The sequence below is a fragment of the Bacillus sp. 1A genome, assembly GCF_052682215.1.
In genome coordinates, this window is record NZ_JBQYLZ010000001.1 from 1,235,748 (window position 1) to 1,250,682 (window position 14,935).

Annotated in this window: 11 protein-coding genes and 1 pseudogene; 9 read left to right on the top strand and 3 right to left on the bottom strand. The window is 37.2% G+C overall.

Features of this window, described 5'->3' with window-relative positions; all coding sequences use genetic code 11:
- Window positions 1-169 precede the first annotated feature (169 nt).
- Together plcR and ACUN0F_RS06185 are read left to right on the top strand one after the other, a co-directional pair.
- Window positions 170-1,027 carry a transcriptional regulator PlcR gene (gene plcR / locus ACUN0F_RS06180; protein ID WP_264461382.1) on the top strand — a complete coding sequence of 286 codons (858 nt, stop codon included), beginning with the start codon at window positions 170-172 and terminating at the stop codon, window positions 1,025-1,027.
- 89 nt (window positions 1,028-1,116) lie between these two features.
- Complete coding sequence (locus ACUN0F_RS06185) at window positions 1,117-1,263, top strand: quorum-sensing peptide PapR (RefSeq protein WP_046958556.1); 147 nt, start codon at window positions 1,117-1,119, stop codon at window positions 1,261-1,263.
- A gap of 16 nt (window positions 1,264-1,279) precedes the next feature.
- On the opposite strand, the gene ACUN0F_RS06190 is transcribed toward ACUN0F_RS06185, so the two are convergent.
- The 3 genes from ACUN0F_RS06190 to cls all read right to left on the bottom strand — a co-directional run bounded on the left by ACUN0F_RS06190 (window position 1,280) and on the right by cls (window position 6,266).
- Complete coding sequence (locus tag ACUN0F_RS06190) at window positions 1,280-3,958, bottom strand: DUF4084 domain-containing protein (protein WP_445539255.1); 2,679 nt, start codon at window positions 3,956-3,958, stop codon at window positions 1,280-1,282.
- A gap of 128 nt (window positions 3,959-4,086) precedes the next feature.
- Window positions 4,087-5,040 (bottom strand): UV DNA damage repair endonuclease UvsE, encoded by a 954-nt coding sequence (gene uvsE / locus ACUN0F_RS06195; RefSeq protein ID WP_000605889.1) that lies wholly within the window; start codon window positions 5,038-5,040, stop codon window positions 4,087-4,089.
- A 32-nt stretch (window positions 5,041-5,072) separates the two neighbouring features.
- Window positions 5,073-6,266 (bottom strand): cardiolipin synthase, encoded by a 1,194-nt coding sequence (gene cls / locus ACUN0F_RS06200; RefSeq protein WP_000465814.1) that lies wholly within the window; start codon window positions 6,264-6,266, stop codon window positions 5,073-5,075.
- Between the two features lie 353 nt (window positions 6,267-6,619).
- On the opposite strand from cls, the gene ACUN0F_RS06205 reads away from it, so the two are divergent.
- From ACUN0F_RS06205 to rpoE, 7 genes and pseudogenes are all read left to right on the top strand, one after another.
- Complete coding sequence (locus ACUN0F_RS06205; protein ID WP_001086763.1) at window positions 6,620-8,731, top strand: heterodisulfide reductase-related iron-sulfur binding cluster; 2,112 nt, start codon at window positions 6,620-6,622, stop codon at window positions 8,729-8,731.
- A 9-nt stretch (window positions 8,732-8,740) separates the two neighbouring features.
- Window positions 8,741-10,025, top strand: a pseudogene (locus tag ACUN0F_RS06210) (acetyl-CoA C-acetyltransferase).
- A 56-nt stretch (window positions 10,026-10,081) separates the two neighbouring features.
- A complete protein-coding gene (locus ACUN0F_RS06215; RefSeq protein WP_000116033.1) occupies window positions 10,082-10,933 on the top strand; it encodes a 3-hydroxybutyryl-CoA dehydrogenase in 852 nt (283 codons plus the stop codon).
- A 72-nt stretch (window positions 10,934-11,005) separates the two neighbouring features.
- Window positions 11,006-12,136 (top strand): acyl-CoA dehydrogenase, encoded by a 1,131-nt coding sequence (locus ACUN0F_RS06220; RefSeq protein WP_264461380.1) that lies wholly within the window; start codon window positions 11,006-11,008, stop codon window positions 12,134-12,136.
- A gap of 21 nt (window positions 12,137-12,157) precedes the next feature.
- The gene (gene acdA, locus ACUN0F_RS06225) at window positions 12,158-13,297 is read left to right on the top strand and encodes an acyl-CoA dehydrogenase AcdA (protein WP_000545531.1); all 1,140 of its coding nucleotides are present in this window, start codon (window positions 12,158-12,160) and stop codon (window positions 13,295-13,297) included.
- A 66-nt stretch (window positions 13,298-13,363) separates the two neighbouring features.
- Window positions 13,364-13,993 carry a TetR/AcrR family transcriptional regulator gene (locus ACUN0F_RS06230; protein ID WP_000238598.1) on the top strand — a complete coding sequence of 210 codons (630 nt, stop codon included), beginning with the start codon at window positions 13,364-13,366 and terminating at the stop codon, window positions 13,991-13,993.
- Between the two features lie 154 nt (window positions 13,994-14,147).
- Window positions 14,148-14,678: a DNA-directed RNA polymerase subunit delta gene (gene rpoE / locus ACUN0F_RS06235; RefSeq protein ID WP_001009784.1), complete on the top strand. Its 531-nt coding sequence runs from the start codon at window positions 14,148-14,150 to the stop codon at window positions 14,676-14,678.
- Window positions 14,679-14,935: the final 257 nt, after the last annotated feature.

The following is a 14,935-nucleotide window of genomic DNA, read 5'->3' on the forward strand; positions in this document are numbered from 1 at the left end:
TCTATAAAATTACTAGTCTATTATATTATGTGAGATGGATTGTATGAAAAATTTGCCGAATTTTATATATATTATGCATTATTTCATATCAAAAATTGTCGAATTCACATTATTGTAGTGGTATGACAACTTAAAAAATTAGATTGTTATAATGGGATGGTGAGTAAGTATGCACGCAGAAAAACTAGGAAGTGAAATTAAGAAAATTAGGGTGATGAGAGGATTAACACAAAAGCAGTTATCCGATAACATATGTCATCAATCGGAAGTGAGTCGAATTGAATCGGGCGCGGTATACCCAAGTATGGATATATTGCAAGGCATTGCAGCGAAGTTACAAGTTCCCATTATTCATTTTTATGAGGTACTCATTTATTCTGATATTGAGAGGAATAAGCAGTTAAAAGATCGAATTATTATGCTTTGTAAGCAAAAGAAATATAAAGAAATTTATAATAAAGTATGGAATGAGTTGAAAAAGGAAGAATATCATCCTGAGCTTCAGCAATTTCTTCAATGGCAATATTATGTAGCTGCTTACATATTGAAAAAAATCGATTACGAATATTGTATTTTAGAATTAAAGAAATTGCTCAATCAACAATTGGCAGGAATAGATGTATATCAGAACCTTTATATTGAAAACGCAATTGCAAACATTTACGCTGAAAACGGCCATTTTAAGAAGAGTATTAAGTTATATGAAAATATATTAAAACAATTAGAGGTATTACATGATAATAAAGAGTTTGATGTGAAGGTGAGACATAATCATGCAAAAGCATTATTCTTAGACAATCAATACGAAGAAGCGCTTTGTCACGCAAATAAAGCCATTGAACTATCGTGTCAAATTAATAGTATGACATTGATTGGACAGTTATACTTTCGAAAAGGTGAATGCCTAGCAAAGCTAGGGTGTGATAGAGCAGAAATTGAAGATGCTTACGAAAAAGCGTGCTTCTTTTTCGATATATTAGGAAACCATACGTTAAAAGAAACAATTATAAAAAAAATGAAAAAATAAAAAAGGCATAAAAACAAATATGCATAATTGCATAAGATGTGGATAATTTTTCATGATATATTTAAATAAAAAAATGCGGGTGATGGAATATGAAGAAACTACTTATTGGTAGTCTATTAACGTTAGCGATGGCATGGGGTATTTCATTAGGAGATACAGCATTAGAGAAAAGCCAAATAATTTCTCATAATGATCAAGAGGTACAATTAGCTGGAGAGGTACCTTTTGAATATTAAAAAACAACCGTCTTACTTAGACGGTTGTTTTTTTGTGTAGTAATATCCAAACGTCTTTACTAGAAACAGGCTTGCTAATAAGGAATCCTTGAATGTGGTCACAGTTTTGTTCATATAAAAACTTCCATTGTTCTTCCGTCTCTACACCTTCTGCAATAACTTCTAAATTCAGTTCTTTAGATAGTGTAATGATGGAGGAGATAATCGCTTCCTCTAAAGGACTATTTGTAATTCCACAAATAAACTCTCGAGCAATTTTTAATGTGTTAATTGGGTATTTTGTTAAATAAGCTAAAGAACTATAACCAGTTCCAAAGTCATCGATTGAAATTTGAATACCGAGATTTTGAAGCTGTTCTAGTTTGGAAATGACAGATTGATTTTGATTAATTGCGATACTTTCTGTGATTTCGATATCTAGTGCTTCTGATTTTAGTTCGGTTTCTTCTAATACTTTTGAAATAGTAGGGATTAAATTTGCATGATTAAATTGAACAACAGATAAATTTACACCAACTTTTAATTGAGAAAACCCTTGATTATGCCATCTTTTTGCCTCTAAGCAAGCGGTACGTAAAATCCAATTTCCAAGTTCAATAATAAATCCGGTTTCCTCCGCTAGAGGAATGAATTGGGCAGGAGACACGATGCCGAGTTTTGGGTGCTTCCAACGAATTAATGCTTCAAAACCGATAATTTGTTTTGTTTTTGTGCTTACTTGTGGCTGATATTCTAGGAAAAATTCATTTTGTTGTAATGCTTTTGCAAGTTCGCCTTCTAAGAATTGAATTTCATTTTGTGCGATACTTATTTCTTTTGAGAAGAAAACAAATCTGTTTTTTCCATTTGCTTTCGCGCGATACATAGCCATATCAGCATTTTTCATTAATTCTGTTACATCTGTTCCGTAATCAGGGTACATGGCAATTCCGATACTCGGTGTAATAGACAGTTCTTCGTCTTTAATGAAGAATGGTTTGTTTAAAACGGTTAAAATTTGTTCAGCTATAAAAGCCGCACTTTTTTCTGAGTACATATCTGGTAATAGAATTGTAAACTCATCTCCACCTTGGCGAGCAACGATATCTTTTGAACGCAAGCAACCACGTAATCTTTTTGCTACTTCAATTAATAATAGATCTCCGACATCGTGACCAAGTCTATCGTTAATTTTTTTGAATCGATCTAAATCAAGGAACATAACGGCAACATCATTCACGCTAGTTTGAGCTGTATTTAAAATGTTTTTTAAATCTTTTTCAAACTTTCGGCGATTTGGTAATCCAGTCAGTGCATCATGAAAGGCTAAATGTTCTACTTGTTTTTGTTTTTCATATAAAGTTGTAATATCACGTGCTATGCCGAACATCCCAACAACTTCTTTGTTTATGAAAGTAGGGATGAGTGTAACGTGAAGGTAATAGTAATAGCCTTCTTTTTCTTTTGTGCGAACTTCTAAAGTTTGTGGTCTACCTTCTTTTGTTATTTGTAAAGCTTTCTTTAGTAGATCATGGTCTTTTGAGTCAATAAAGTGTAGAAGAGAATAGCTTTCTACTTCACAATAGTAGGCAGTAAATAAGCTTTCACAAGCTGTATTAGATTGTTGGAAAATACCATCCATATTTAAAGAGAAAACGGCATCAGGATGATCTTCGAATAACGATTTATAGCGTTGTTCACTCTTTGATAACGCAGATGCACCCTCTTCTACTTTGCCTTCTAGTTGTGTAGTCAACTGTTCGTATGTATCGATTAGTGCTTGATTATCTTTCCACATGTAAAGTTGTCGTAGGAATAATAAGATGAGTGATAATACTAGACCGATTAGCATGAACTTATCATCCCAAGGTTGAATAAGAATAAAGGAAAAAGTAATGATTATACTGAAATAGGGTAATATAAAGCGCACATAATCAAATCGATAATACTTTGTTTTCGTTTCATGCTGCATTGGTTTGTCCAAAATGTATAGTATGGAAGATAAACCAATTAATAAAATTGAAGCAGTATGTACTAAATAAGAGACTTCAGAAGAAGTTTTCATCCCCATGTTTAGTTGGAACAGATGTATATACCCGTACACAAGTATGATAGTAAAACCGATAATTAATGAAATTCTGCTAGCAGAATATTGTTCTCGTCTATATAGGCTAATAACGGCGTAAATTACTAATGCTTGTGCAATAAAGTAACCAATTAAAACCCAGTGATCTGTTGTTAACATACGAAAGCTTGAGAGGTCCAAAATAAAAGTTAAGGTAAAATAAATATTCATAATAACAATAAAGATGCTATCGAATGAAAATTGAGCAAGGCCCCTAATAGAATAATGTTTTATGAATTTGATAGCAAACCCAGAAAAGAGCAAAATATATTGTATGATGAAAAAAGGTAGTGCCTTATATGAGAATATGACTTGATCATATATAGAAAGTGAATGAAGGAATAAAGTTATTTCCATAGTTAGTCCGCATATGCAAGTGCAGAGTAATAAAACCCAAAATAATTTATCACTACGCTTCATTTTCTTAATAGCTTTATATAAGCAATAGCAAGAAAAGAGTGCAGCAAAACAAAATAAGAAGAGAATTCCAATTTCTTTTATATTCAAGTCCTTAGGGATAAGAAATATCCAAAGGGAAAATATAATTATATACATCATGACAAAGTGTACATATTTTTTTTGATTAATCATATTATGGCTCCGTTTCAATAAAGTTGAATCGCAGGTGGAAAATGCTAATTCCAATCATAGCATATACAATAGGTTGTTTTTTACTATAAAAATTACTTTTTTTGAAAAAAATAGCTCAACATTACAATTTACCATTGTAATGTTGAGCTATTTACTCTTTTTATCCCTCTTATAGAGGATAATTCATGTATTAATTGCAGCATTGCTAAATCTTTCTGTTTACTTTCAATCATAATATCGAAATTATGGTCGATTTTTTTTGCAATGTGTAAGAAAGGCTTAATAAACTCTAAATCAATATATTCAGAGTGAGCCCTAAATTCTTTTTTTGATTTAGGGGAGGAAATGTGAACTTTAGGAGGGACATTTGTATGTGACCAAGTTTCAAAAATTGCAGGGAGTAACACTTCTAGCGGTTCCTCGCAAAGGTTTGCCATGTGATGATGATAATCAAATACGAATGGAATCTTTTCTTTTTGGCAAATCGATAAAGTTTCAGCAGTTGTATATGTTTTATCATCATTTTCAAGCGTCATTTGCTCTTTTATATGTGTAGGAAGTTTTTTTATATTTTCATGGAAACGTCCAACCGCCTGTTCTTTATTTCCATAGGCACCACCTACATGGATGTTAATATAAGAAGAATCTGCAATTCCTATTGCATCTAATACTTTATAATGATAGGCCATATCTGTAATAGCGTTAGTTGTAATATGTGGCTTGTCGCTTGTAAATAGCGTAAATTGATTTGGATGAAAACTTACTCGCAAATTGTATTCTTTAATTAATGCCCCAATTTTACGCCAAAGCGGTGTGAACAACCCGATATAATCAAACTCGACTTCGGGATGCGTTGCAAGTGGGACGATGGAAGAAGATAAGCGATATAATGGAATTTCATGAGCTATATTGTAATGAAGAATACGTATTGTATGCTCAAGATTTTGCCGTGTAACATCGTATAATTTATCTTCTCGTTCTTGTTTACTAAGCTTTTGAAAGCTTGTAAATGTCATCGTTTTAGCCGGAGAACAGTCCCAGAGTGCCATTGCATGTGAGACATATCCGAAACGCATAATCATAATGAATACATCTCCTTTATCCATTATCTTTCCTATAGAAAGAAAGCAAGTATCGTTCCTACCCATTCTTTCCCTCTATCAATAAGAGAAAGGGGGCTAACATCTTTAAAGGAAAGTAATGACGCATTTTCTAGATCTTCATGGAATTTGTTTTTTACTGTTTGTATAAAATGTTTATCATATAAAAGGCAGTTGATTTCATGGTTAATATATAAACTTCTCATATCAAAGTTTGCAGTTCCAATATCACAAATATAATCATCGACTATAATAACTTTAGCGTGAAAAAACCCTTGTTGAAATGCGTAAATATTACACCCAGCTTGTATTAACTTTCGGCAATATGGGAATTTTGCTTCGCGAACAAGGGCGTGATCCGCTTTTTCTGGAACGAGAACCGTGATTTGAACCCCACGTTTTCGCGCTTTTAATAATGCATTCATAATTTTCTTCCCAGGAATGAAATATGGTGTACCGATAAAGAGTTCTTTTTCCGCACTTTCGATTAAATGTAAAAATGTATTTTGCAAATAGGCACCATCAGTAGGGATAAAACGATGTAGAATGATTCCTGGTTGTTGCTTAGGAAAATAAAGAGGTGAATCTAATAAATTTTGCTTCGTATCGTCGAGCCAATCATGTAAAAATTGCTTTTGTAAATCTTGTATTCCTTCTCCTGTAAGGCGTAAATGATAATCGCGCCATAATCCTAATTTTTGATTATGCCCTAAATATTCTTCTCCAATATTAAACCCACCAATATAACCAATTTTCCCGTCAATAACTGTAATTTTTCTATGGTTTCTTTGATTTGCAGAAAAGAACGGAAAAGGAAATTTCACTTTATGACAAAATGAAAAAGAGACGCCGTGTTTTTTTAGGGAACGAATTGCCTCGTTTGATAAATAATGGCTTCCCAATCGATCGAGTAAAAGTCTTACTTCAATTCCTTCCTGTGCCTTATCGATAAGTAACTTTAAAAATTCACGACTGATTTTATCGTTTTTTACAATGAAGAATAAAACGTGCACATGGTGCCTTGCTTGTTGTATATCAGTAAATAAAGCATCATATAAATCTTGCCCGTATGTATAAAGGTGAAAATTACTTTGACGTAAAGGCAAAGTACGAGAGCGCACACGCTTTAAATGAAGAATCCTCCCATATAAAAGGTCAATTGTGATCCAAAGAGTAACGCATATTAACAAGAGAGATAAGAAGAACATAAGTGAATTCCCTCCTTTGCATTCTTTTCGCCTTCATTTTACTGGCTGCCCGGAAAATCCCGATTGGCTTCACCTTATCCCATATTAAGGGGCGGTAAGCCTCCTACTTAAAAATTAGGCTTACTTAAAGGAATCAGGCGAGAGGAAACAACCCCCTACGGATTAAAGTTTCACTTTATAGTTTCACCGAAATAAACAGCTTTATTAAAAAATATGTTGTTGTATAACAAAAAACTGTTGACTGAATGCTCACTCATTATATAATGAAGACAGGGGATAAAATTCAGAAAATTATATGTTTTTGAAGATTCTAAAAAAGAAAGAGGGCTTACAAAGAGAGGGGTAGCATAAAAATGAATAGCTTACTGATCATTAATTGGCTGGCTGCCATTGCTGTTATTGCTTATGCAGGATATTTGTTTGTGTATCTTATACGGACGAGGATGGCCTACATACAGTTAGGAAAAAAGATTGAATTTGACCGTCGTTTTAAAGAGCGTTGGGATCTCCTTAAGGTCAATGTTTTCGGTCAGAAAAAGCTGCTGAAAGATAAGAAGAGCGGCATTATTCACGTTATGTTCTTTTACGGATTTATTCTTGTCCAATTTGGAGCAATTGACTTCGTTTGGAAAGGACTCGCACCAGGATCACATCTTCCACTTGGACCACTATACCCTGCATTTACATTCTTCCAGGAAATTGTCACACTTGTTATTTTAATTGCAGTCTTTTGGGCTTTTCATAGACGTTATGTTGAGAAGCTAGTTCGTTTAAAACGTAATTTCAAATCAGGCCTTGTTCTTATCTTTATTGGTGGCTTAATGATTTCTGTGCTACTCGGTAATGGGATGGGAATTATATGGCACGGCGAGGAGCTTTCATGGAGTGAACCGATCGCTTCTGCAATCGCTTACGTTTTCTCGGGAATAAATGAAACCGCAGCCATTTCTGTGTTCTATTTCTCTTGGTGGGTGCATCTACTAATTTTGTTAACGTTTTTAGTGTATGTTCCACAATCAAAACACGCGCATTTAATTGCGGGACCAGTTAACGTTTTCTTCGGACGTCTTTCAAATCCAGGGAAACTTGAAAAGATTGACTTTGAAGATGAAACGCAAGAAACATTTGGTGTTGGTAAAATCGAAGACTTTAGACAAAATCAGCTTATTGATTTATACGCTTGCGTAGAGTGTGGTCGCTGTACAAATATGTGCCCGGCAACAGGGACAGGGAAAATGTTATCGCCGATGGATTTAATTTTAAAACTTCGCGATCATTTAACTGATAAAGGAGCAGCAGTGACATCAAAAGCACCGTGGGTTCCAGTAGTTGCTTTTAATAATACACAAGGAAATCAGTTAGCGATGATGGCAGCTGGGAAAGGGCAACAAGAATCAGCAGCTACAACGCTTGCTTACGATCCGAGTTTAATCGGAGATGTTATTACAGAGGAAGAGATTTGGGCTTGTACAACGTGCCGTAACTGTGAAGATCAGTGTCCGGTTATGAATGAGCATGTTGACAAAATTATTGATTTACGCCGCTATCTCGTTTTAACAGAAGGAAAGATGGACGCGGAAGCGCAGCGTGCGATGACAAATATCGAGCGTCAAGGGAATCCGTGGGGACTGAACCGTAAAGAGCGTGAAACTTGGCGCCAAGGTGATGATGAAGTAACGGTTCCAACTGTAAAAGAAAAATCGAAAGCTGGCGAGGAGTTCGAATATTTATTCTGGGTTGGTTCAATGGGATCATATGATAATCGTAGTCAGAAGATTGCGATATCGTTTGCGAAGTTAATGAACGAAGCAGGCATTTCATTCGCGATACTTGGTAATAAAGAAAAGAATTCTGGAGATACACCGCGACGTCTTGGAAATGAATTTGTCTTCCAAGAGATGGCGACAAAGAATATCGAGGAATTTGAAAAAGCAGGAGTGAAGAAAATCGTTACGATTGATCCTCACGCTTATAACACATTTAAAAATGAGTATCCAGACTTTGGCTTGCAAGCAGAAGTCTATCATCATACAGAATTGTTAGCTCAGTGGGTGAAAGAAGGGCGCTTAAAACCTGTTCACGCTATTGAGGAAACAGTTACGTACCATGATTCCTGTTACTTAGGAAGATACAACGAAGTATACGAAGCGCCACGCGATATTTTGAAAGCAATTCCTGGTGTGAATCTTGTAGAAATGGCACGTAACCGTGAAACCGGAATGTGCTGTGGCGCAGGTGGTGGCTTAATGTGGATGGAAGAGACAGCAGGTTCACGTATTAACGTTGCTCGTACAGAACAAGCACTAGCTGTGCAACCATCCATTATCGGTACAGGTTGTCCATATTGCTTAACGATGATTAGCGATGGGACGAAAGCGAAAGAAGTAGAAGAGAAGGTTCAAACTCTTGATGTAACAGAGATTTTAGAACGCTCTGTTATCGGACAGAAGAAAGAAGCGATGTAATTTGCAAGCATGAATACAACTTTAGAGAGAGGTGCAATCATTGCACCTCTTCTCAACGTAAGAACACCGAGCGAGCGCTCGGTCCTAAAAAAAAGAGATGGGGGAAATAGATATGAGTAAAACAGTTATTTTAAGTGCTGCAAGAACACCGGTTGGGAAATTTGGAGGATCTTTAAAAGACGTGAAGGCGACAGAACTTGGGGGAATTGCAATTAAAGCAGCACTTGAGAGAGCAAATGTTTCTGCTAGTGATGTTGAGGAAGTTATATTTGGAACAGTTATTCAAGGGGGACAGGGGCAAATTCCATCGCGCCAAGCTGCGAGGGCTGCTGGAATCCCTTGGGAAGTACAGACGGAAACAGTGAATAAAGTTTGTGCATCAGGGCTTCGTGCGGTTACGTTAGCGGATCAAATTATTCGTACTGGCGATCAATCACTAATTGTAGCTGGCGGTATGGAGTCAATGAGTAACAGTCCTTACATTTTACGAGGCGCAAGATGGGGATACAGAATGGGTAACAACGAAATCATCGATTTAAACGTTGCTGACGGCTTGACATGCGCATTTTCAGGTATACACATGGGTGTTTATGGTGGAGAAGTTGCGAAGGAAGATGGAATCTCTCGCGAAGCGCAAGATGAATGGGCATATCGTAGCCATCAGCGTGCGGTTTCAGCGCATAAAGAAGGACGTTTTGAAGAGGAAATCGTGCCAGTAACGATTCCGCAAAGAAAAGGCGATCCTATCGTCGTTGCAAAAGATGAGGCGCCACGCGCGGATACAACGATTGAAAAATTAGCGAAATTAAAACCTGTATTTGATAAGACGTCGGCAGTGACAGCGGGTAATGCTCCTGGACTAAATGATGGCGGTGCTGCGCTCGTATTAATGAGCGAAGACAGAGCGAAGCAAGAAGGAAGAAAGCCATTAGCGACAATTTTGGCACATACAGCAATTGCAGTGGAGTCTAAAGATTTCCCAAGAACGCCAGGTTATGCAATTAACGAATTGTTGAAAAAAACAGGCAAGACAATTGAAGATATCGATTTATTCGAGATTAATGAAGCATTTGCAGCGGTAGCAATTGCAAGTACAGAGATTGCAGGAATTGCCCCAGACAAATTGAATGTAAATGGCGGCGCAGTGGCAATGGGACATCCAATTGGAGCAAGTGGAGCGCGTATTATCGTTACACTTATCCACGCACTGAAGCAGCGCGGCGGCGGAATTGGAATTGCTTCTATTTGTAGCGGTGGCGGTCAAGGTGACGCAATTATGATTGAAGTTCGTTAATTTACGTGTAGGTGATTTTTGATTTATTAACAATTTATATTAAGGGGGAAGAAAGAATGAGTGTACAAAAAATAGTTGTAATTGGTGCAGGACAAATGGGTTCGGGAATCGCACAAGTATGTGCAATGGCAGGATATGATGTGAAGGTACAAGATTTAAAACAAGAGCAATTAGACAGAGGATTGGCTATTATTACGAAAAACTTAGCGCGCCAAGTAGAAAAAGGACGCATGAAGGAAGAAGAGAAGGAAGCGACGTTAAATCGCCTTACAGTAACGCTTGATTTAGATTGTGTGAAGGAAGCGGATCTTGTTATTGAAGCGGCTGTTGAGAAAATGGACATTAAAAAGAAAATTTTCGCGAATCTAGATGAAATCGCTCCAGAACACGCGATTTTAGCGACGAATACGTCCTCTCTACCAATTACTGAAATTGCAGCAGTAACGAAACGCCCAGAAAAAGTAATCGGCATGCATTTTATGAATCCAGTTCCAGTTATGAAACTTGTTGAAATTATTCGTGGTTTAGCTACAGATGATGAGGTGTACGAAACAATTGAAGATATTACGAAAAAAATCGGGAAAGTGCCAGTTGAAGTAAATGATTTCCCAGGATTTGTATCGAACCGTATTTTATTACCGATGATTAACGAAGCGATCTATACGTTATATGAAGGTGTAGCGACGAAAGAAGCGATTGATGAAGTAATGAAACTAGGTATGAATCATCCGATGGGACCACTTACATTAGCTGATTTTATCGGTTTAGATACATGTTTATACATTATGGAAGTGTTGCATGAAGGATTAGGAGATAGTAAATATCGCCCATGTCCATTATTACGCAAGTATGTGAACGCAGGATGGTTAGGACGTAAAACAGGCCGTGGTTTCTACGTTTACGAATAAAGTCCTCCTTTTATTAAAATAGTGGTCTTACCAAATTATTAAAAAGATATATAGCAAACGGAGGCGAAGTACATGAATTTTCATTTTACTGAAGAGCAACAAATGATGAGGAAAATGGTTCGAGATTTTGCGCAGAAGGAAATAGCTCCCTTTGTTCCTAGTATGGAACAAGGGGTGTTCCCAAAAGAGATTTTGCAGAAGATGGGTGAGCTTGGACTAATGGGTATTCCAGCGCCTGCAAAATATGGCGGGGCAGAAATGGATTTTATTTCTTACATTTTAGCAATTGAGGAAATTTCAAAGGTAAGTGCAACGGTTGGTGTAATTTTAGCTGTACATACGTCAGTTGGAATGAACCCGATTTTATATTTTGGAACAGAAGAACAGAAGCAGAAATATGTTTCTAAACTTGCGACTGGTGAATATTTAGGTGCATTTGCATTAACAGAACCAAATGCAGGATCAGATGCAGGGAGTTTGAAATCAAGAGCTGTAAAGAAAGGCGATCACTACATTATTAATGGATCGAAAGTATTTATTACAAATGGCGGTGAAGCAAGTACATACATTGTATTCGCTTCTACAAATCCAGAGGCAGGAAAAAGTGGGATTTCTGCATTTATAGTAGAGAAAGATACACCAGGCTTAGTTATCGGCAAAGATGAGCATAAAATGGGACTTCTTGGTTCTCGCACGGTACAACTTACGTTTGAAGATATGAAAGTGCCGGCCGAGAATTTACTTGGTGAAGAAGGACAAGGATTTAAGGTGGCAATGGCGAATTTAGATGTTGGACGAATTGGAATCGGAGCGCAGGCATTAGGAATCGCGGAAGCGGCGCTTGCATGTGCGATTGATTATGCGAAAGAGCGTGAGCAATTCGGCAAGCCAATTGCGGCGCAGCAAGGAATCGGATTCAAACTTGCAGATATGGCGACTAGTGTAGAAGCAGCGCGATTACTTGTATACAGAGCGGCATCGCTAAGAGCGCAAGGATTACCATGCGGTAAAGAAGCTTCTATTGCGAAATTATTCGCTTCTAAGACGGCTGTTGGAGTTGCGATTGAAGCGGTGCAAGTATTTGGCGGTTATGGTTATACGAAAGACTATCCAGTAGAACGATTTTTCCGTGATGCGAAAATCACGCAAATATATGAAGGAACGAGTGAGATACAGAAACTTGTTATTAGTCGAGCTTTATAAAAGGACAAGGGGGAGACGGGAATGCATTTTAAACTATCAGAAGAACATGAAATGATAAGAAAAATGGTTCGGGATTTTGCTAAGAACGAAGTAGCACCGACGGCAGCTGAGCGTGATGAAGAAGAGAGATTTGATCGTGCACTATTTGATCAAATGGCAGAGCTTGGTTTAACCGGCATTCCGTGGCCTGAAGAGTACGGCGGAATTGGAAGCGATTACTTAGCGTATGTGATTGCTATCGAAGAATTATCTCGTGTTTGTGCTTCAACAGGTGTAACGCTGTCTGCACACACTTCACTTGCTGGTTGGCCAATTTTTAAATTTGGAACGGAAGAACAAAAGCAAAAGTTTTTACGACCGATGGCAGAAGGAACGAAAATTGGCGCATACGGTTTAACGGAACCAAGTTCTGGTTCAGATGCTGGCGGAATGAGGACAACTGCGAAACGAGATGGAGACCATTACATTTTAAATGGATCGAAAATCTTTATTACAAATGGCGGTATTGCTGATATTTATGTTGTTTTTGCGTTAACTGATCCCGAATCGAAGCAGCGTGGTACGAGCGCGTTTATTGTGGAAAGTGATACACCAGGATTTTCAGTTGGGAAGAAGGAAAGCAAGTTAGGGATTCGCTCTTCACCAACAACTGAAATTATGTTCGAAGATTGTCGTATTCCTGTAGAGAACCTACTCGGGGAAGAGGGCCAAGGATTTAAAGTTGCGATGCAAACATTAGATGGCGGCCGTAATGGTATTGCCGCGCAAGCAGTCGGTATTGCGCAAGGGGCTTTAGATGCTTCTGTAGAATATGCAAGAGAGCGTCATCAGTTTGGGAAACCAATTGCGGCGCAGCAAGGAATTGGCTTTAAACTTGCAGATATGGCAACGGATGTGGAGGCGGCACGTCTTCTAACATACCAAGCGGCTTGGCTTGAATCGGAAGGGCTTCCGTATGGGAAAGAGTCAGCGATGTCAAAAGTATTTGCAGGGGATACAGCGATGAAGGTGACGACTGAAGCGGTACAAGTATTTGGTGGTTACGGTTATACGAAAGATTATCCAGTAGAGCGTTATATGCGCGATGCAAAGATTACACAAATATATGAGGGAACACAAGAGATTCAAAGGCTTGTAATTTCTCGTATGTTAACGAAGTAGGAACGAAAGCGTAGGTATTTTCCTACGCTTTTTCCTTCCAAAAAATAATAGGGAGAGGTGAAGGGGATGGTTAAACATAATGTACATGCGTCCGTGAAAGATGAAAAATTAGTTGCGTTAAGACGTGAACAAATGATTAAAGGTGCGGTGCAATTGTTTAAGCAAAAAGGGTTCCCACGTACAACAACGAGAGAGATTGCGAAGGCGGCTGGGTTTAGTATTGGAACACTTTATGAGTACATTCGTACAAAAGATGATGTTTTATATTTAGTTTGTGATAGTATTTATGAACATGTAAAAGAAAGATTAGAGGAAGTAGTGTGTACAGAGAAGGGAAGTATAGAAAGCTTAAAGATAGCGATAACGAATTATTTTAAAGTGATGGATGAATTGCAAGAAGAAGTATTAATTATGTATCAAGAGGTACGTTTTTTACCGAAAGAATCACTCCCATATGTATTAGAAAAAGAGTTTCAAATGGTCGGGATGTTTGAGAATATTTTAGAGCAGTGTACAGAAAATGGGACATTTACATTAAATAAAAAAGAGATACAGCTTCTTGCACATAACATTTTCATACAAGGACAAATGTGGGGATTTAGACGTTGGGCCCTGCAAAAACTGTATACGCTTGAAGAATATACAGAAATGCAAATTAGGTATGTACTGCAAGGAGCGCATATGTTTCCGAAATAAGGAATAGACAAATTATAATTTTATTACCATATTAAAGTTTCCCGTTTTTTTTGTAGCATATTTGTGCGACTTTTGTTTATAATGAATAGTATGGATTTTTTTAAGCAGACCGTTATATATAAGGTTATATTTGAAGAAAGGAAGTGCCGCATAAGTGAATTTTAAGCAATATTCACCAGAAGAGCTAAAAGAATGTTCAATGATTGAAGTTGTACATAGCGTTTTAGGGGATAAAAGACAAGCAACGACATTCAACGAGTTGGTTCGAGAAATCGCTCAAGTGCTGGGACTATCTCAAGAGCAAGTTAATGCGAAACTCGCACAATTTTATACAGATTTAAACATCGATGGACGTTTCATTAATTTAGGAGAAAATCGTTGGGGACTACGTAGCTGGTACCCATATGAGCAAATTGATGAAGAAATCTTACCTCAGCCAAAACCGAAGAAGAAACGTAAAGTTGAAGAGGACGGTTTTGACGACTACATCGAAGAAGATGAAGACTTCGACGATGCAGAAGCAAGTGAAGAAGAGGTAGAAGATTTGGACAAGGTTCTTGAAGAAGAAGACGGAGATGACGATGATCTTGATGATTTAGATGAAGATGATGAAGATGACTTCGCCGAAGAAGAACTTGAGTACGATGAAGCTGAAGCTGAAGAAGAAGAAGAGGAAGAACTGTAGTTCTTGACTTTTCATTATCGTCCATGTAGAATCATTTTTGGGCTCTTTAAAAAAGGACGATAATACTTTTAAAGTGTAAATATAAAAGAAAATTGCTCCCTACTTATTACTTTATGTGATGAGGGGAGCAATTTTCTTTTTTGTTTTTTGTTTAGAAAATAAAAAGAGTCTAACAATAAGATGGATACAGTGTTATCTACATACGTTGCGCTTTGCAACGGTGATTATATAACAGCAAAATAGGAGGGAGCTTTTTC

Bases quoted from the DNA above. Each gene is read 5' to 3' on its own strand.
- plcR (WP_264461382.1), top strand. From the start codon at position 170: ATGCACGCAGAAAAACTAGGAAGTGAAATTAAGAAAATTAGGGTGATG.
- ACUN0F_RS06185 (WP_046958556.1), top strand. From the start codon at position 1,117: ATGAAGAAACTACTTATTGGTAGTCTATTAACGTTAGCGATGGCATGG.
- ACUN0F_RS06190 (WP_445539255.1), bottom strand. From the start codon at position 3,958: ATGATTAATCAAAAAAAATATGTACACTTTGTCATGATGTATATAATT.
- uvsE (WP_000605889.1), bottom strand. From the start codon at position 5,040: ATGATTATGCGTTTCGGATATGTCTCACATGCAATGGCACTCTGGGAC.
- cls (WP_000465814.1), bottom strand. From the start codon at position 6,266: ATGTTCTTCTTATCTCTCTTGTTAATATGCGTTACTCTTTGGATCACA.
- ACUN0F_RS06205 (WP_001086763.1), top strand. From the start codon at position 6,620: ATGAATAGCTTACTGATCATTAATTGGCTGGCTGCCATTGCTGTTATT.
- ACUN0F_RS06215 (WP_000116033.1), top strand. From the start codon at position 10,082: ATGAGTGTACAAAAAATAGTTGTAATTGGTGCAGGACAAATGGGTTCG.
- ACUN0F_RS06220 (WP_264461380.1), top strand. From the start codon at position 11,006: ATGAATTTTCATTTTACTGAAGAGCAACAAATGATGAGGAAAATGGTT.
- acdA (WP_000545531.1), top strand. From the start codon at position 12,158: ATGCATTTTAAACTATCAGAAGAACATGAAATGATAAGAAAAATGGTT.
- ACUN0F_RS06230 (WP_000238598.1), top strand. From the start codon at position 13,364: ATGGTTAAACATAATGTACATGCGTCCGTGAAAGATGAAAAATTAGTT.